We start from the raw sequence: 18,266 nt of genomic DNA on the forward strand, positions 1-18,266 counted from the left end.
GAATGTATCAGTTCTCTTATGCCGAGGTCATGCAGGACTCGGTGGCCGACGCGAAGGAGCGGGAGCGTCAAGTCCTCGATCGGTCGATCGAACTGCTCTCGATTGCGAGGGACAAAGAGAAGTACAGCCGTGAGGCCATCGATGCATTGTTCTACACCCGGCGTGTTTGGGTAAGTTTCATCGAGGACCTCAAGCATCCGGACAACCAGTTGGAAATACAGCTGCGGGCAAATCTGATTTCGATCGCTATCTGGATTTTGAAGGAATGCGATCGGATCAGGCGGCGCCTATCGACGAATTACCAAGGCATCATTGACGTTACCACCATCATCAGGGATGGACTTAAATGAAAAGTACACTTCGCATATCGCTTAAAGCCGGGGAAAAGATCTTCATCAATGGTGCGGTTTTGCGCGTCGACCGGAAGGTCGCGCTTGAATTCCTGAATGATGTCACGTTCCTTCTCGAAAACCACGTTCTCCAGCCGGAAGATGCGACGACGCCTCTGCGCCAGCTTTACTTCATTGCGCAGATGATCCTCATCAATCCGGAAGGCAAGGAACAGTCCACCGCGATGTTCCGCAAGTCGATCACCATGCTTCTGACCTGCTTCCGCAACGAGGAAGTTCTGGCCGAGCTGAAGCGTATCGACGGTCTCGTGTCGACAGGACGTGCATTCGATGCTCTCAAGGCTATCCGCGGCCTGTACGCGATCGAAGACAACATCCTCAACAATCACGAAATGCCGCCGACGATGGTCGAGCAGATTCGTAAGGAGATTGCACCATGGCGGTAAGTGGTGTTTCCAGCACGTCCAGCACCTCGTCCTCATCGAGCACGTCGAGCGCGCAGCAGTCCGCAACGCTGAACTACGACAACTTCCTTCAGCTGCTGATCGCGCAGATGAAGAACCAGGATCCGACGGATCCGGTCGATGCCAGCGAGCAAATGTCGCAGCTTGCCAGCTTCTCGCAGGTTGAGCAGACCATCCAGACGAACACCAAGCTGGACAGCCTGCTGGCAAGCTCGAGCCTCACGCAGGGCAGCAGCTACATCGGCAAGTACATGACCAGCGCCGACGGCACCGTCAAGGGCACGGTTGCTTCGGTCAAGGTTTATTCCGACGGCATCATTGCGACGACGACGAATGGGGATAATATCCTCGTACAGGCGGGAATCACTCTGTCTGATTCCGCACCGGCAGACACATCGACGTCTGGTTGAGTTGTAAACCACTGAACACAACGGTCCGACCCTGATGGGGCGGACCGAAAGGCGATATGAGGTTGCCTGATGAATGAAGCTGATGCACTCGATATGTTCCAGGCGGCGATCTGGACCGTCCTCGTTTCGGCAGGACCGGCCGTTGCCGCTGCCATGGTGGTCGGCTTGGTCATTGCGCTCTTCCAGGCGCTGACACAGGTGCAGGAAGCAACCCTTACATTCGTGCCGAAGATCGTCGCGGTTCTCGTGACCATCGGTATCTCCGCGCCGTTCGTCGGATCGCAGATTTCTATCTTTACCAATCTGGTATTCTCGCGCATTCAGTCTGGCTTCTGAGCCACCCTCGCGCAAGCTTCGCCATTTAACAGTCGATCCGAATGGTGGGCATCATGCCCACTCCTCTCATGAAGAGACGGAATCGACATGGCGCAACCACCTGCACTCCCCCTTCCGAAGTCCGGCCCCAGTCTGCGCGATGTCGGCTTTGCGATGGGCATCATCGTCATCATCTGCGTGCTGTTCCTGCCGATCCCGCCGTTCCTGATCGATTTGGGACTGGCATTCTCGATCGCATTCTCGGTGCTGATCCTGATGGTGGCGCTGTGGATCCAGAGGCCGCTCGAATTCTCGTCCTTCCCTACTATTCTGCTGATCGCCACGATGACGCGACTGTCGCTGAACATTGCGACGACGCGCGTCATCCTGTCTCACGGCAACGAGGGTCATAACGCCGCCGGCGGCGTCATCGCCGGCTTTGCGAACCTGGTCATGTCCGGCGACTTCGTCATCGGTCTGATCGTCTTCCTCATCCTGATCACCATCAACTTCATCGTTATCACCAAGGGTGCGACGCGTATCGCGGAAGTCGGCGCGCGTTTCACCCTGGACGCGATCCCCGGCAAACAGATGTCGATCGACGCCGACCTTTCGGCCGGCATCATCGACGAGAAGGAAGCCCAGCGTCGCCGTCGGGAGCTCGAGGAAGAAAGCTCCTTCTTCGGTGCGATGGACGGTGCGTCCAAGTTCGTGCGCGGTGATGCGATCGCCGGCCTGATGATCACCGCAATCAACGTTTTCGGCGGCATCATCATCGGCTATTTCCGCCATGGCATGCCGATCGGCCAGGCCGCCGACGTATTCGTCAAGCTTTCCGTCGGTGACGGTCTCGTATCGCAGATGCCGGCCCTTATCGTTTCGCTGGCAGCGGGCCTTCTCGTTTCGCGCGGCGGCAACGTCGGCTCGACCGACAAGGCCGTCGTCGATCAGCTGAGCGGATACCCGCGCGCGCTTTCGGTCTCTGCCGTGCTCATGGTCATTCTCGCCCTGATGCCGGGTCTGCCCTTCATTCCCTTCATGTTCCTTGGCGGCCTGCTTGCATTCGGCAGCTGGTTCATCCCGCGCCAGGTTGAAGCCGAGAACAAGGCGCGTCGCGAGCAGGAGGAAAAGAAGGTCGTCCAGAACAAGGAACTCGAGAAGGACTCGGTCAAGTCGGTCCTGCGCACCTCGGAAATCGAGCTTGCGCTTGGCAAGATGGTTTCGACGCGACTCCTCGGCGCGCACCAGGAACTGGCCTTCCGTGTCGGCAAGATGCGCAAGAAGTTCGCGACGCAGTACGGCTTCGTCGTGCCGGAGATCAAGGTCACCGACGACATCGCCATTCCGGAAAAGTCCTATCAGATCCGTGTCCACGGCACGACGATCGCTTCCAACATGCTGCGCGTCGGCGAAGTTCTCGTCGTGACGGGTTCCGGCCGCCGCCCGAGCATCCCGGGCGACGAGATCCGCGAACCCGCGTTCGGCATGCCGGCGGTCTCGATCCTCGAAGCATTCTCGGAAGATCTGAAGCGCGAAGGCTTCCAGCCGATCGACAACGTCTCGGTCGTTCTGACGCACATGAGCGAAGTCATCCGCAACAACCTGCCGGCGCTGCTGTCGTACAAGGACGTGAAGGTCCTGATCGATCGCCTGGACCCGGAATACAAGAAGCTCGCGGACGAGATCTGCTCTTCGCACATGTCCTATTCGGGTCTGCAGGCGGTCCTAAAACTGCTTCTTGCCGAGCGTGTTTCCATCCGCAATCTGCATCTCATCCTCGAAGCCGTCGCCGAACTGGCGCCGCATGTGCGCAAGACCGAGCAGATCGTGGAGCACGTTCGCGTTCGCATGGCGCAGCAGTTGTGTGGTGATCTGGCTGACAATGGCGTGCTGCGCGTTCTCAGACTCGGCAGCAAGTGGGACCTCGCTTTCCATCAGGCTCTCAAGCGCGACAACAAGGGCGAAGTCGTCGAATTCGACATCGATCCGCGGCTGCTTGAAGAGTTCAGCGAGCAGGCCACCGAAGTTATCCGTGAATTCATGGATCGCGGTCTGCCTTTCGCCCTTGTCACCTCGCCTGAAACACGGTCCTATGTTCGCATGATCGTCGAGCGGCTGTTCGCAACGCTGCCGGTTCTCTCACATGTCGAACTTGCCAAGGGCATCGAGATAAAGATTTTGGGCTCGATTTCATGATAACTGACCCGCAAGGGACCGTCCTTGCGCTGTTCCTGATTTTCTGCAGGATCGGTGGCTGCGTGCTTGTAATGCCTGGCTTTTCGTCGGCCCGCGTGCCGCAGGTTCTACGGGTTTTCATGGCAGGGGCGCTTTCCCTTTCGGTGTTGCCCGTTCTCTGGGACACGGTCTATCCGGCCGTCCACACATCAAGTGCCACCTATATCGGTTTCATTTTCAGCGAATCACTGATCGGCGCGATGTATGGAATGCTGGCGCGTCTCTACACGCTTGGCCTTCAGTTCGCCGCGAGCATCCTTGCGATGATGATCGGCTATTCCCAGCCGAGCGCGCAGGATGTGTTCGAAGATACGTCGGAAAGCGCCTTGTCCGGCTTCGTCACCTTTGCCGGCATGATGATTCTCTTCATGATGGACTTCCACCACATCGTTTTCCGGGCGCTTATCGATTCCTACACGTCGATGCCCTTCGGCGGCATGATGCAGATGCGCAGCACGTTGATTTCGTTCACCGATACGCTGTCCAACACGACCTATATCATGCTGCGCCTGGCAAGCCCGTTCGTGATCTACGGACTGCTCTTCAACATTGCGATCGGCTTCATCAACAAGTTGGCGCCGCAGATCCCGGTCTACTTCATCTCGACGCCCTATCTGCTGCTTGGTGGCCTTTTCCTGTTCTATTTCTCGGTCGCGGCGCTGATCAGCCAGTTCGGGCAGTCGTTCGCCACGGTCTTTATCGGAAGGTGAGGGGATGGCCGAACAAACCCGCTCACAGAAGCTGAAGCGTCTCGTGGCGGTCCAGCGCCATCTTGAGCAGATGGCCGAACACGACCTCGCGGAAACGAGCCGTCAGCGTGCCGAAGTCAACGAGCAGATGGATGTCGTCATCCAGGCGCTAGGATCGCTCGACCCCGTGCACAGTGCTTTTTCCCAGGGTTATGCCGACCGATTCAACCGGCTCGGCATCAAGGACAAGCAGTTGACCGGCATGCAGGAGGTCCACGAGATGCGCGCCCGGCAGGAGCGCGCCAAGGGCGACCGCTTGGAGGAGGGTATGAAGGAAGCCCTCGATGCCGAACGCCGGGAAGCCGACGACAACGCAGTCTATGATATCATCGATCAAAAATTCGGTACGCCAGCCTCCAGCAAGCTTCAAAAATCATAATCGTCACGATCTTAAATCAAGAGGATTGTGACTTGGCTATTTCACCTCCGAGTGATCTGGTCCTGGATGTCGTCAAGGCGGCTGACCCGCTCGAAGTCCAGGCGGCCCAGGAAAAACTGAAGGCAAATCAAGCGGCTTTCGCGGCAAACAGCCTTGCGGAAGCAGGCAATGGCTTCACCTCCGCTGTCGACATTCTCGATCGCGCGACCAGCAAGACTGGGCTGAGCGATACGAAGAATCGCGCCACCTCCTCGGAGAAGATTCCGGATACCTATCGCAAGTTCGAATCGATGGTGCTGCAGAACTTCATCAAGAACATGCTGCCGAGCGAGAGCGAAGAGGTCTACGGCAAGGGTGCCACCGGTGACATCTGGAAAGGCATGATGGCCGAGCAGCTCGGCAACGTCATTTCGCAGGGCGACGGCATCGGTGTCGCCAAGCAGCTTTATCACGACGCCTTGCGCAAGCAGGAAGGCAAAGTGGTCAACGCCTCGACCGATCAGGACGACCGCAAGGTTGCGATGAGCATGGTCGACGAATTCCAGCGCAAGACATTCGGCACCACCACCGCCGATAACAAAACCAGCAACGACGCCTGAGACAATCGAGGACAAAAATGGAAATAATCTCGAACGAATACCGGATCAAATCGGTTCTTGGACGCCTTGAAATGATCATCGACAATGAGAACACGCGCATCGGCAACGATCCGCAGTTCGATCTCAAGGTGTCGAACGCGCACAAGAGTCGTTGCCTGTACGAACTGTCGATGCTGTTCCGGGATACCGATCCCAAGGAGCTCGCCGCTTCGCATCTCGATCAGCTCCATGGTCTGAAGAACAAACTCGCTCTGAACGCTCGTCGCGTCGAAGCGCACCTGGAAGCCGTGCGTACGGTTGCCGATCTTCTGAAGAACGCCGTTCAGGATGCCGACGCTGACGGCACTTATTCTCAAGAGCAATTCGCATCGCGTGACAACTGATGATCAAACTCGTTCTCACAGGCATTTGGGTCTGCGCGATCACGCTGGCATCGGTCTATTTCTCGGTGCACATGGCGACGGCGCCGGCAGCCACGCCTGAGACCTCCAAGCAGGCGCAATTGGAACTTGTGAAGGGCGAGTCGATCACGGTACCGATCGTCAAGGACGGCGTTGTCGCAGGATACTTCCTGGGAAAAGTGTCGTTCATGATGAACAAGGAGATGGTCAAGGGCGCTTCGTTGCCGTTGACCGAGATGACCACGGATGAGCTCTTCACCCTGCTCGTCGGCAACAAGATGGTCGATGTCGGCAACATGAAGTCGTTCGATCCGCAGGCCTTCCGCGAGATGATCAAGAAGGACATGAACGAGCATCTCGGCGGTGAATACATCGCCCAGGTCATGCTCGAGCAGCTCGATTACCTCTCCAAGGCCGATGTCGCGGCCAATGCGTCGGGGCAGCAGAAGAAGACGGTGAAGCCTGTCAATGTCGTCCCTCCGGAGCCCGTGAAGGACCCGGCAACGGAATAGCAGCATTCAACGGCGCCTTCGGGCGCCGTTTTTGCTTGGGTCATCCCGTTTTGGTTAATGATTTCCTGATTTCTGTCAGAGAATTCAAAGGGTTTTTCTAAAGGTTGCTTGAAACGCGCCTGCTATAAACTTCCCTGATGGGCTCGCGTTGGCATCCCAGGCACTTGTCTCTTGTCCCCGGGATGCTCGACGAATGAAGCACTATCGCCAGGAAGCAGGCATGAATCTCATCGCGAATTTTGCGGTGTTATCATCGCGTCGCGTCATTTTCGATGTTCCCGTCTGCGATCTCGGCTGGGAAGACGCGCTCGTCTTCATCAATGAGCTCCTGTCGATGCCGGTCGGGCAGACCTCGATCTCCTTCGTCAACGCGCACAACATGCTGATGACGCTGCGCGATGAGGAGTATCGCTCCATCCTGGCTCGCAATCTGGTCCTGCCGGATGGTATCGGTCTCAATATCGCGTCGAAGGTGGCGCACGGAACACCGTTCCCGGCCAACCTCAACGGCACCGATTTCGTGCCGGCACTCCTCACCTTCATGGAGCAGCCGCGCCGCATCGGCCTGATCGGCGGCCAGCGCGACGTTGTCGAGAGAGCTGCCGTCAATTTCCGCAGGCACGCCCCCTGGCACGAACTCGTCGTCGTTTCCGATGGCTTCTTCGACAAGGATGATCCGTCCGAGGTCATCCGCGAGGTCGAGCGGCTGAAGCTCGATATCCTCATTATCGGCATGGGCACGCCGCTGCAGGAAAAATGGGCGCATCACCACATCCGTACCGATCATGCGCGCCTGGTGATGACCGTCGGCGCATTGTTCGATTTCGTGTCCGGCCGCGTGCCGCGTGCGCCGAAGATCGTGCGCGCCATGCGCATGGAATGGGCCTACAGGCTCCTGCAGGAGCCTTCCCGTCTGTGGCGGCGCTATGTGATCGGCATTCCGGTGTTTCTCTATCACGTCGTGCGATACCGTTTTCGCCGGCACGCCGGGCTGAAGGCCATCCAGAACGAACGTGCGCGCTGAGCATTAACCATTTCTTTGCCAGGAATGTTTAAGGTCGATTAACCATCTCGCCTGATGGGGATCGAACGTTCCACGCATGAGATCTGGCGATGCGCGACACCTATTCGAGACGCCCGAACATTTCCGCCCGTACGCCCGCGCAAGCAGGCCGCCCGTTTGGCGAAGCCGCTGCGGGGCCCACGCACGGAACGACCGCGCCACCGGAAGCCGAACTCCTGCGCCTGATCGAACGCACGCTGCAGGCGCAGCGGGCCGAGCAGCAGGCGGAAATTGCCTCCCTGCCGCTTCTCAATCGGATCGAAACAATTCTCGGCAAGCGCATAGAAGCGGCCAATGACGAGCAGGCGCTGCCGGAAGTCGTGGTTAGCGAGCCGCTGGCGCTGAGGCCGCCGGTCATGCCATTGGCTGCGAACGACGTCAGACCGGTTGCCGTTCGCAAAGAACCTCCAAGGCGCTCCATCTGGCCGTTTGCCGTCGTCGGCGCACTTTGCTTTCTCGGCGCTGCAGCCGGCACGATGGTGCCTGCCGACCCTGAGGAATATGTCGCCCGGGGCATCCTCACCGTAAAGGGTGGTCCGGAAAACGTTGCCGCAGCGCAGAGCGCGCTGACCTCTCCGAAGACGATCGCCGCCGTCGTCGGCGCGTTGAAACTCGACCACGATCCCGAATTCGCCGGCACCCAACCGGATGCGTTGCATATCGCTGTCGATCTTCTCTCCGCCAACGGAACGGCATCCGACCAGGTCTCGCGGGCAGAGGCCACCCTTGCCTCGGCCATGCAGGTTTTCACCGACAAGGCGATCGGCACGGTGGACTTTACCGTCACGACGGGCAGTGCCGGCAAGTCGGCCCGGGTCGCAAACTACCTGGGCTCGATCATTTCTATTCCGGCAACGGCCGGAATGGCTGGTGACCAGGCGCTGAAGAAGGCGAACGATGCAGCACAGGCCGAACTCGCGGCCTTCACGACAAAGAGCGGAGAGGGCAACGTAAAGGTCGCCGGCGATCTGCAGCAGCAGATCGTGCAGCTCGACGCCGATCTGAAGGCAGCAGAGCAGCGCATCGTAACCGCCAAGGAGCGGTCGGACCGCCTCCGGACGGCAAAGCTCGGCGATGTCCTGACGGGCGCGATTTCCGCCGACATCGGCTCACCTGCTCTGGAGGACCGGCGCACCCGCTACGCGACCGCGAAGTCGACGCTGGCCCAGCTATCGGCAAATCTCGGACCCCGGCATCCGCGCTTGGTTGCGCAGCAGGGCGAAGTCGATGGTCTGCGCGACGCCATCAGCGAAGAGCTCGGCAGGCTGGCTCGCGATTCCGCCGACGATGCCAAGGCTGCCGTCGTCGCGAGAAAGCGGATGAGCGACCAGCGCAACGCGCTGATTGCGCAAAGCAAGGACACCGGGGTCGATCTCGCCAAGTTGACCGAGCTGCGTGACAAGGCTGGCGCGGCTCGCGCACGCTTCGAGGACGGAATCCTGACCGCCGGCGTTCCCACCACGAGCCAGATCGTCATGCAAGGAGTGCCACAGGTTTTCCCGACCAATGAGGGGCGCATCTCCGTGGTGGCAACGCTGCTCGGCGCGTCGGCCGGACTTGCCTTCGGGCTCGCGCTGATGTGGCGCAGACGGCCCGTAGATGCGGAGCATGATGCCGCGACGCTTGCCGAAATTCCTGTCGTCGCCGAACCTTTGATCGATCCAGTCGCACCCGCTCCAGAGCCGGTCGTTACGGCACGGCGGAATGAGGTCGATGTCGTCCGCTCGGAAATCGCCACAATGCGCAGCAAGCTGCAATCATACGCCGCGGGGTCTTGAGCGTTTCGGCGCCACGATTGTCCTTGCATTTCCTATTTCAGGCAGGATACGGCGTTCGCAGGCAAATCGTGCCGAACGCCGCTGGCTAGAATGGCGAAGGCAAGGGCAGGAGACGGTCTTGACGACAGTAATCGACGGCAAACAGGTTGCAGCTTCTGTAATCGAGACGGTGAAGGCCGCGACATCGGCTTTGCAAAAGCAGAGCGGCGTGGCGACGGGTCTGGCGGTGGTCATCGTCGGTGACGATCCGGCAAGCCACGCCTATGTCAATTCGAAGGGCAAGATGGCCAAGGAGTGCGGCTTCAAGTCCGTGCAGCATACGCTGCCGGAGCAAACCAGCCAGGAAGAGCTTGCCACCCTTGTCGCCTCGCTGAACGAGGATCCTTCGATCCACGGCATCCTGGTACAGCTGCCGCTGCCGAAGCACCTGAAATCCGATCCGATCATCCAGTCGATCCGTCCAGAAAAGGATGTCGATGGCCTGCATGTGGTCAATGCCGGAAAGCTTGCGACCGGTGATCTCGAGACCGGTCTCGTCTCGTGCACGCCGGCAGGCGCCATGGTGTTCGTGCGCCGCACCCATGGCGAGGATCTGTCTGGCCTGAATGCCGTCGTCGTCGGCCGTTCCAACCTGTTCGGCAAGCCGATGGCGCAGCTGCTGCTGAATGCCAACGCGACGGTGACCATCGCGCATTCACGCACCAAGGACCTGCCGGCGGTCTGCCGCAACGCCGACATCCTGGTGGCGGCGGTTGGTCGTCCGGAAATGGTCAAGGCGGATTGGGTCAAGCCGAGCGCAACGGTTATCGACGTCGGCATCAACCGGATTGCCGCCCCTGAAAAGGGCGAGGGCAAGACGCGCCTCGTCGGTGATGTCGCATTTGCCGAGGTGGCTGATGTCGCCGAGGTGATCACGCCGGTCCCTGGCGGTGTCGGCCCGATGACGATCGCCATGCTGATGGCTAACACCGTGATCGCCGCGCATCGCTCGGCCGGGCAGACTCCGCCCGTCTTCTGATCAGCGGGACGGTGCCGCGCCCGTCGAGGCGCGGACGATCAACTCGGTCTTCCACAACTCCTGCTCGGGGAACGGGCCTTCCTGCTTGATCGTGCCGATCAGGCGTTGGGCAATACGGACTCCGGCGGCCCGCAATGGCGACCGCGTGGTCGTCAGCGGCACCGAAAAATTCTCGGGCTTCAGATGCGGCAGCACGTCGTCATGCGCGATCAGCGATATGTCCTCGCCGAGCTTCAGGCCTGCCTGCGTCACCGCGCGGATAGCGCCAAGCGCAAGCACCGTGCTTGAACAGAGCACCGCGGTCGGCCGCTCCGGTAACTGCAGAAAGCGTTCCATGGCAGCCTGCCCCGGCTCATCGGTCATCGGCGTGTGGCTGATGCACTCCTCGGGCAGCTCCAGACCACGCTCCGCCAGCGCCGCGATGACGCCCTTCTTGCGACGGATCGCGAAATCGAGGGGCTCCGGCCCGTTCATCAGAGCGAACCGCGTATGGCCGAGCTGCAAAAGCAGCTTCGTCGCATCGTAGAACGCGCCTTCGTTGTCGATGTCGAGATAGGGGTAATCCGGCTCCGAACCGAAGGATCGGCCGTGGACGAGGAAGGGCACTGACAGCGATTTCAGCAGCGGCACCCGCGGATCGTGTCCCCGCATGTAGGCAACGAACAATGCGTCCACATTGCCGCTGATCGCAAGCCGCCGCAGTGCTCCCATTTCGTCATTGGCGTCAGCCGGCATGATCACGAAATGAAAGTCGTGACGAACGGCCTCCTCGCCAAGGCCGGTCAGAAACTCGCCGAAATGCACGTCCGAATAGTCGCCGGGGGCGGTCGGCATGACCAGGCCGATCGAGCCCGCCTTGCCGGTCGCCAGCCGCTGGGCCGCCTTGTTCGGCCGGTAGCCGGTCTCCTTGACGGCGCGCAGAACGCGTTCCCGGGTCGCTTCATTGACTTCGGGATAGCCGTTGAGTGCCCTGCTGACCGTCGTCTGCGACAGGCCCAGCAATTCCGATAGCTGTTTGAGATTCACGTGTTATGCTTCCTCCAGCGCGCCTTGAAGCCGTCTCTCCCAAACGGCATCCAAAGCGCTTTTACTTATGTTAGCAATTGCCCCGCTTGACTCAAGAAAAATCGCTCCATATTCCCGGTGAAGTAGCGCTGCACTGCGATATTTAGGGGCTCCACGGCCGGATATGCAAAATAGCTTGACTCTTTTCCTTGGAAAGTGAAATGAGTGATTTGTCAAAGCGCTTTGGAAATACGTCAGAGCGCGGTTGGGATTGTGATGGGAGGTTGATCACATGAAGAAGACGTTTTTGATGGGCGTTGCGATCGCGGCGCTGCTTTCCGGCGCTGCGTCTGCCGCCGATCTCAAGTTCGCCCCCGGGCAGGACTCCAAGTTTAACTGGAAGAGCTACGACGACTTCAAGGCGGCGCATGCCGACCTCAAGGGCCAGGAAATGACCATTTTTGGTCCCTGGCGCGGTGAGGACGAGGCGTTGTTCCGCAGCATCCTGGCATACTTCACTGAAGCCACCGGCATCGACGTGAAGTACTCCTCGTCTGAGAACTACGAGCAGCAGATCGTCATCGACACGCAGGCGGGTTCTCCGCCGAACGTAGCGATCTTGCCGCAGCCGGGCCTTCTCGCCGATCTCGCCGGCAAGGGCTTCCTGACGCCGCTCGGCGACGACAATGCCAAGTGGTTGAAGGACAACTACGGCGCCGGCGACAGCTGGGTCGGCTACGGCACCTACAAGGGCAAGGATGGGAAGGAAGCCTTCTACGCCTTCCCGTACAAGGCCGACGTGAAGTCGCTCGTCTGGTATGTTCCGGAGAATTTCAAGGAAGCTGGCTACAAGGTTCCGACAACAATGGAAGAACTCCATGCCCTGACGGACCAGATCGTCAAGGATGGCGGCGTTCCGTGGTGCATCGGTCTCGGTTCTGGCGGTGCGACCGGCTGGCCGGCAACCGACTGGATCGAAGACATCATGCTGCGTCAGCAGAAGCCTGACGTTTACGACAAGTGGACGACCAACGAAGTGAAGTTCACCGATCCGGCCGTCGTGGCTGCGATCGAGGAATTCGGTTCGTTCGCGAAGAACGAGAAGTATGTTGATGGCGGTGTCGCCGCTGTAGCTGCGACCGACTTCCGCGACAGCCCGAAGGGTCTCTTTGGCGTTCCGCCGAAGTGCTACCTGCACCATCAGGCTTCGTTCATTCCGTCCTTCTTCCCAGAAGGCACGAAGCTCGGCCAGGATGCAGACTTCTTCTACATGCCGACCTACGCAGCCCATGCCGACCTCGGCAAGCCGGTTCTCGGCGCGGGCACGCTGGTCACGATCACCAAGGACTCCAAGCCGGCGCGTGCTTTCGTCGACTTCCTGAAGACGCCGATCGCTCACGAAGTCTGGATGGCGCAGTCGAGCTTCCTCACGCCGTATAAGGGTGTGAACGCCGGGGCTTACGCCAACGACCAGATGAAGAGGGAAGGCGAGATCCTGACGACCGCGACCACCTTCCGCTTCGATGGTTCCGACCTGATGCCGGGCAAGATCGGCGCGGGCGCATTCTGGACCGGCATGGTCGATTTCGTTGGTGGCAAGTCTGCTGAAGACACCGCCAAGGAAATCCAGAGCGCCTGGGATGCCATCAAGTAACATCGCCTGAGGTCCCATGCCGCCTGCTTTGGCGGCATGGCCGAAATACGTGGCCGGATACTGAAGGTGTCCGGCCACTGTCGCCTCTGATGTCGCCGAGCGACAGCCGGAGGCACGCAAACCCTTCAGATAGACAGGGGTAGCAGGGGAGGGACGAATGCTATCGCAGATAGTTTCCGCTTTGGGGGTGGTGGTCGTGGCAGTATTTGCCTGCTCGGCCTATTTCTATTTCTCGAACAAGATACTGGATTGGTGTCTACCCGTCAGGGACGGTGATATCCACTCAGCAGCGCGCAACCTGAATCGCCGCGGGATGATCCGTCCCTGGCTTTTCATCGGACCGGCGCTTTTCCTGCTTGTCGTCTACCTCGTCTATCCCGTCATCGCGACGCTGATCCTGTCGTTCTACGACCGGTCAGGCGAACAGTTCGTGGGCTTCGCGAACTATCAGTGGGCCTTCACCGATCGTGAATTCCGTCAGTCGATCTTCAACAATATCCTCTGGCTCGCCGTCGTGCCGGCTGCCTGCACCTTCTTCGGCCTCGTCATCGCCGTGATGACTGACCGCATCTGGTGGGGCAATATCGCCAAGAGCATTGTCTTCATGCCGATGGCGATCTCTTTCGTCGGCGCGTCCGTGATCTGGAAGTTCATCTACGAGTATCGCGGTGGCAACGACACGCAGATCGGTCTCCTGAACGCGATCGTGCAGCTGTTCGGCGGCACGCCGCAGGTATGGATTTCGGTGCCCTTCTGGAACAATTTCTTCCTGATGGTCATCCTCATCTGGATCCAGACCGGCTTCGCCATGGTCATCCTGTCCGCAGCCCTTCGCGGCATTCCCGAGGAAACGATCGAGGCTGCCGTCATCGACGGCGCCAATGGCTGGCAGATCTTCTGGCGCATCATGGTTCCGCAGGTCTGGGGTACGATCGCCGTCGTCTGGACGACGATCACCATTCTCGTGCTCAAGGTCTTCGACATCGTGCTCACCATGACCAACGGTCAATGGAACACGATGGTTCTCGCCAACCTGATGTTTAACTGGCTCTTCCGCGGCGGCGGCGATTCCGGCCGAAGCGCGGTCATCGCATTGATCATCATGCTGGCCGTGACGCCGATCATGATCTGGAACGTTCGCCGCGCCAATCGCGAGCTGGGAGGCCACTGAGATGACGCTCACCCGAGATTTCTTCAAGATCGGCCCGGCCCGTCTGTTCGTTCACTTCGCAGTGCTCGTCATCGTCATCCTCTGGCTGATCCCGACGCTCGGCATCTTCGTCAGCGCCCTGCGCGACAAGGACCAGCTGGTTGCATCGGGCTGGTGGACGGCCTTCGCCGGTTCCTCGCGAACGGTGGCTTCTCGCCTTGGGCAGCCGGACCAACAACAACAGGACGGCGCGCTGTATGTCATTTCAGGCAATGTCCTGGAGGGACAGCAGGGTCGCTCGATCAATGCCTTTGGTACGCGTGTCCAGCAGCCGTCCGCCTACAAGGCCGGCGAGACAGCAGACCTTGGCGATGGCCTCACCCTCACGGTCAACAGCGACGGTACCTATCGTTACACGAAGACCGCAGCCTTTGGTCCGGATGACGGCGGTCGACGCGTCTACGTTTCGGTCGCCACGCCGGCCGAATTCACATTGCAGAACTATCGCAACGTTCTGACAAGCGAGGGGATCGGCCAGTCCTTCATCAACTCGCTGACGGTCACCATCCCGGCGACCATCATCCCGATCCTCATCGCGGCTTTTGCCGCCTATGCGCTAAGCTGGATGGAGTTTCCGGGACGCGCATTGCTGATCGCCCTCGTTGTCGGCCTGATCGTCGTACCGCTGCAGATGTCGCTGATCCCGCTTCTGCGCCTCTACAATCACGTCGGCATGCTGCTCGACACGCCGTCCAAGACCTATCCCGGCATCTGGCTGGCGCACACCGCTTTCGGCATGCCGCTCGCGATCTACCTGCTTCGCGCCTATATCGCCGGCCTTCCCAAGGAGATCATCGAATCCGCCCGCGTCGATGGCGCCAGCGATTTCGAAATCTTCACCCGTATTGTACTGCCTCTATCCTTCCCCGCGCTCGCGTCCTTCGCGATCTTCCAGTTCCTGTGGGTATGGAACGACCTGCTTGTCGCCATGGTCTTCCTCGGTACCGACAGGGATCATCTCGTGCTCACAGGCGCCTTGAACGCGCTGCTTGGCTCGCGTGGTGGCAACTGGGAAATCCTGACGGCGTCGGCCTTCGTCACCATCATCGTACCGCTGCTCGTGTTCTTCTCTCTGCAGCGTTATCTGGTGCGCGGTCTGCTCGCGGGTTCGGTCAAGGGCGGTTGAGAACCCAAGAACATCCAAGAGCATCCAACAGGAAACATGAGCATGGCATCCCAATCCATTTTGACGGCCGACAAGGACTGGTGGCGCGGTGCGGTGATCTATCAGATCTACCCGCGCTCCTTCCAGGACTCCAACGGCGACGGTATCGGGGATCTCAAGGGGATCACCGCCCGCCTTCCGCACGTGGCAAGCCTCGGCGCGGACGCGATCTGGATTTCGCCCTTCTTCACCTCGCCGATGCGCGACTTCGGCTACGACGTTTCCGACTATGAAAACGTCGACTTGATCTTCGGCACGCTTGTCGACTTCGATACGCTGATATCAGAGGCACATCGCCTCGGCATCCGCGTGATGATCGATCTCGTCATCTCGCATAGCTCGGATCAGCATCCCTGGTTCGTCGAAAGTCGGTCGAGCAGAACCAATGCCAAGGCGGACTGGTATGTCTGGGCCGATTCCAAGCCCGACGGCACGCCGCCGAACAACTGGCTGTCGATCTTCGGCGGCTCCGCATGGGCGTGGGATCCAACGCGCATGCAGTATTACATGCACAACTTCCTGACCTCGCAGCCGGACATGAATCTGCATAATCCGGAAGTGCAGGATCGCCTGCTCGACGTCGTCCGCTTCTGGCTGAAGCGCGGCGTCGATGGCTTCCGCCTCGACACCATCAATTTCTACTTCCACGACAAGGAACTGCGCGACAACCCGGCTCTGGCGCCGGAGCGCCGCAACGCTTCGACGGCTCCGGCCGTCAATCCCTATAACTTCCAGGAGCATATCTACGACAAGAACCGGCCGGAGAACCTGGAGTTCCTGAAGCGGTTCCGCGCCGTCCTCGAGGAGTTCCCGGCAATCGCTGCAGTCGGCGAAGTCGGAGACAGCCAGCGCGGTCTGGAGATCGTCGGCGAATATACGTCCGGCAACGACAAGATGCACATGTGCTACGCCTTCGAATTCCTGGCGCCCGATCCACTCTCGCCCGAGCGCGTCGAGGAGGTCATGGAGGACTTCGCGGCGGCTGCGCCTGATGGATGGGCCTGCTGGGCTTTCTCCAACCACGACGTCGTGCGTCACATCAGTCGCTGGGGTTCGCTGGTTGCCGATCGCGATGCGTTCGCGAAGCAATACGCTTCGCTGCTGATGACAATGCGCGGCTCCGTCTGCATCTATCAGGGCGAAGAGCTCGGATTGACCGAAGCCGATCTCGCCTACGAAGACCTGCAGGATCCCTACGGCATCCAGTTCTGGCCCGAGTTCAAGGGGCGCGATGGTTGCCGCACGCCGATGGTGTGGGACAGCCAGGTCGCCCAAGGCGGGTTCTCGACTGTCAAGCCGTGGCTCCCGGTGCCGGTCGAGCATATCCTGCGCGCCGTCAGCGTTCAGCAGGGAGACGAGAGTTCGGTGCTTGAGCACTATCGTCGCTTCCTGGCCTTCCGCAAACTCTATCCGGCCTTCGCGAAGGGCGAGATCGAGTTCATGGAACCGCAGGATGATGCCCTGCTTTTCGTCCGCGAATACGGCAACGAGAAGCTGCTCTGCGTCTTCAACATGAGCCCTGCAGAAAGCAACGTTGTTTTGCCCGCGGGCGACTGGCAAGCGTTGACGGGTCACGGCTTCGTCAGCAATAACTATGGCGACAAGATCGATATGCCGGCTTGGGGAGCGTATTTCGCTCGCCTTGCTTAAGGGAATCTGGAGGAGGAACTAGATGACTGGACTGACGCTCAAGGACATTCGCAAGTCCTATGGTTCCGTGGACGTGCTCCACGGCATCGATCTGGAGATCAAGGAAGGCGAATTCGTCGTCTTCGTCGGTCCGTCGGGCTGCGGCAAGTCCACGCTGCTGCGCATGATCGCCGGCCTCGAGAACATCACGGGCGGCGACATGTATATCGATGGCCAGCTGGTCAACGACGTACCACCGTCGAAGCGCGGCATCGCCATGGTGTTCCAGTCGTATGCGCTCTATCCGCACATGACTGTCTACGACAACATGGCGTTCGGCATGAAGATCGCCGGTGAAAGCAAGCAGGAAATCGACCGGCGCGTGCGCGCGGCGGCCGAGAGCCTGCAGCTGACGAAATACCTGGACCGCCTGCCGAAGGCACTGTCGGGTGGTCAGCGCCAGCGCGTCGCCATCGGCCGCGCCATCTGCCGTAACCCCAAGGTCTTCCTCTTCGACGAGCCGCTGTCAAACCTCGACGCCGCGCTTCGCGTCGCGACCCGTATCGAGATCGCCCGTCTGAACGAACAGATGGCCGATACCACGATGATCTACGTCACCCACGACCAGGTCGAGGCGATGACGCTTGCGGACCGCATCGTGGTTCTGTCGGCCGGCAATATCGAACAGGTTGGCGCACCGCTGGAGCTTTACGAGCGCCCCGCCAACCTCTTCGTCGCAAAGTTCATCGGCTCGCCCGCCATGAATGTGATCCCGGCAACGGTCACCGAAACGGGAACGGCCACGACGGTAACGTTGACAGGCGGCAAGTCAGTCACGCTCGATATTTCGACCGCGGCTTCGGAGAAGGGCAAGACCGCCAGCTTCGGCGTCCGCCCTGAGGATCTGCGGATCGCAGGTCCGATGGACGATTATCTTTTCGAAGGCGAGGTTTCGATCGTCGAGGCACTCGGCGAAGTCACGCTGCTCTATATCGAAGGTCTGGTTCAGGGCGAGCCGATCATCGTCAAGCTGCCGGGCATCTATGACGTGAAGCGGGGCCAGAAGATGCATTTCGCTGCCGATCGCACGAAGCTGCATCTGTTTGACGCCGACGGCCGCACCTACCGCAAGTAAGCAGTCGTTTTTGCTGAGATCGCCCGGAAGCGCTGGACGCTTTCGGGCTTTTTGCTGCATTCCGATCAGCTGTGCCATGGCGGTTCGCCTTGTTCCGGTAGTAGCCGAAACTGCAGGAGATTGCAGTTGCTTCTCACGATCTGTTAAGTAACGGACGTTAGTATTTCCTGATTGAATATCGTGGGGAATACGGCT

19 protein-coding genes are annotated in these 18,266 nt (G+C 59.7%); 18 read left to right on the top strand and 1 reads right to left on the bottom strand.

What is annotated here, in order from left to right:
* Positions 1 to 2: 2 nt before the first annotated feature.
* The 13 genes from flaF (at position 3) to folD (ending at position 10,273) form a co-directional block, all read left to right on the top strand.
* Positions 3 to 350 (top strand): flagellar biosynthesis regulator FlaF, encoded by a 348-nt coding sequence (gene flaF, locus FZ934_RS00665; RefSeq protein ID WP_056824123.1) that lies wholly within the window; start codon positions 3 to 5, stop codon positions 348 to 350.
* Positions 347 to 796, top strand: a complete 450-nt coding sequence (gene flbT, locus FZ934_RS00670; protein ID WP_153269481.1) for a flagellar biosynthesis repressor FlbT — start codon at positions 347 to 349, stop codon at positions 794 to 796. Before flaF ends, flbT begins: the two co-directional genes overlap by 4 nt.
* Positions 787 to 1,224 (top strand): flagellar hook assembly protein FlgD, encoded by a 438-nt coding sequence (gene flgD, locus FZ934_RS00675; RefSeq protein ID WP_153269482.1) that lies wholly within the window; start codon positions 787 to 789, stop codon positions 1,222 to 1,224. Before flbT ends, flgD begins: the two co-directional genes overlap by 10 nt.
* A gap of 69 nt (positions 1,225 to 1,293) precedes the next feature.
* Positions 1,294 to 1,560: a flagellar biosynthesis protein FliQ gene (gene fliQ, locus FZ934_RS00680; RefSeq protein WP_153269483.1), complete on the top strand. Its 267-nt coding sequence runs from the start codon at positions 1,294 to 1,296 to the stop codon at positions 1,558 to 1,560.
* Between the two features lie 87 nt (positions 1,561 to 1,647).
* Positions 1,648 to 3,735: a flagellar biosynthesis protein FlhA gene (flhA, locus tag FZ934_RS00685; protein ID WP_153269484.1), complete on the top strand. Its 2,088-nt coding sequence runs from the start codon at positions 1,648 to 1,650 to the stop codon at positions 3,733 to 3,735.
* Complete coding sequence (gene fliR, locus FZ934_RS00690) at positions 3,732 to 4,484, top strand: flagellar biosynthetic protein FliR (RefSeq protein ID WP_113364482.1); 753 nt, start codon at positions 3,732 to 3,734, stop codon at positions 4,482 to 4,484. Before flhA ends, fliR begins: the two co-directional genes overlap by 4 nt.
* 4 nt (positions 4,485 to 4,488) lie before the next feature.
* A complete protein-coding gene (locus FZ934_RS00695; RefSeq protein ID WP_153269485.1) occupies positions 4,489 to 4,902 on the top strand; it encodes a hypothetical protein in 414 nt (137 codons plus the stop codon).
* A gap of 32 nt (positions 4,903 to 4,934) precedes the next feature.
* Positions 4,935 to 5,501, top strand: a complete 567-nt coding sequence (locus tag FZ934_RS00700; RefSeq protein WP_153269486.1) for a rod-binding protein — start codon at positions 4,935 to 4,937, stop codon at positions 5,499 to 5,501.
* A gap of 17 nt (positions 5,502 to 5,518) precedes the next feature.
* The gene (locus FZ934_RS00705) at positions 5,519 to 5,884 is read left to right on the top strand and encodes a hypothetical protein (protein WP_153269487.1); all 366 of its coding nucleotides are present in this window, start codon (positions 5,519 to 5,521) and stop codon (positions 5,882 to 5,884) included.
* Entirely contained in the window at positions 5,884 to 6,414 is a 531-nt protein-coding gene (locus tag FZ934_RS00710; protein ID WP_153269488.1) for a hypothetical protein, read from the top strand. Before FZ934_RS00705 ends, FZ934_RS00710 begins: the two co-directional genes overlap by 1 nt.
* Positions 6,415 to 6,634: 220 nt before the next feature.
* Positions 6,635 to 7,438, top strand: a complete 804-nt coding sequence (locus FZ934_RS00715; RefSeq protein ID WP_153269489.1) for a WecB/TagA/CpsF family glycosyltransferase — start codon at positions 6,635 to 6,637, stop codon at positions 7,436 to 7,438.
* A gap of 89 nt (positions 7,439 to 7,527) precedes the next feature.
* Positions 7,528 to 9,255, top strand: coding sequence for a succinoglycan biosynthesis protein (locus tag FZ934_RS00720; protein ID WP_153269490.1), 1,728 nt, complete (start codon positions 7,528 to 7,530; stop codon positions 9,253 to 9,255).
* Positions 9,256 to 9,373: 118 nt separating this feature from the next.
* Entirely contained in the window at positions 9,374 to 10,273 is a 900-nt protein-coding gene (folD, locus tag FZ934_RS00725) for a bifunctional methylenetetrahydrofolate dehydrogenase/methenyltetrahydrofolate cyclohydrolase FolD (RefSeq protein ID WP_153269491.1), read from the top strand.
* Here the strand turns inward: folD and FZ934_RS00730 are convergent, their stop codons facing one another.
* The gene (locus FZ934_RS00730; protein ID WP_153269492.1) at positions 10,274 to 11,299 is read right to left on the bottom strand and encodes a LacI family DNA-binding transcriptional regulator; all 1,026 of its coding nucleotides are present in this window, start codon (positions 11,297 to 11,299) and stop codon (positions 10,274 to 10,276) included.
* A 271-nt stretch (positions 11,300 to 11,570) separates the two neighbouring features.
* Here FZ934_RS00730 and FZ934_RS00735 point away from each other — a divergent pair, with 271 nt between their 5' ends.
* From FZ934_RS00735 to FZ934_RS00755, 5 genes are all read left to right on the top strand, one after another.
* Positions 11,571 to 12,932 carry an ABC transporter substrate-binding protein gene (locus tag FZ934_RS00735; protein ID WP_153269493.1) on the top strand — a complete coding sequence of 454 codons (1,362 nt, stop codon included), beginning with the start codon at positions 11,571 to 11,573 and terminating at the stop codon, positions 12,930 to 12,932.
* Positions 12,933 to 13,089: 157 nt separating this feature from the next.
* Positions 13,090 to 14,103 (top strand): carbohydrate ABC transporter permease, encoded by a 1,014-nt coding sequence (locus tag FZ934_RS00740; RefSeq protein WP_153269494.1) that lies wholly within the window; start codon positions 13,090 to 13,092, stop codon positions 14,101 to 14,103.
* A 1-nt stretch (position 14,104) separates the two neighbouring features.
* Positions 14,105 to 15,268 carry a carbohydrate ABC transporter permease gene (locus FZ934_RS00745; protein ID WP_113364472.1) on the top strand — a complete coding sequence of 388 codons (1,164 nt, stop codon included), beginning with the start codon at positions 14,105 to 14,107 and terminating at the stop codon, positions 15,266 to 15,268.
* Positions 15,269 to 15,304: 36 nt separating this feature from the next.
* The gene (locus FZ934_RS00750) at positions 15,305 to 16,957 is read left to right on the top strand and encodes an alpha-glucosidase family protein (protein ID WP_153269495.1); all 1,653 of its coding nucleotides are present in this window, start codon (positions 15,305 to 15,307) and stop codon (positions 16,955 to 16,957) included.
* A gap of 22 nt (positions 16,958 to 16,979) precedes the next feature.
* Entirely contained in the window at positions 16,980 to 18,071 is a 1,092-nt protein-coding gene (locus FZ934_RS00755) for an ABC transporter ATP-binding protein (protein WP_153269496.1), read from the top strand.
* The last annotated feature ends 195 nt before the right edge of the window (positions 18,072 to 18,266 follow it).

Source organism: Rhizobium grahamii (assembly GCF_009498215.1).
GTDB classification, from domain to species: domain Bacteria; phylum Pseudomonadota; class Alphaproteobacteria; order Rhizobiales; family Rhizobiaceae; genus Rhizobium; species Rhizobium grahamii_A.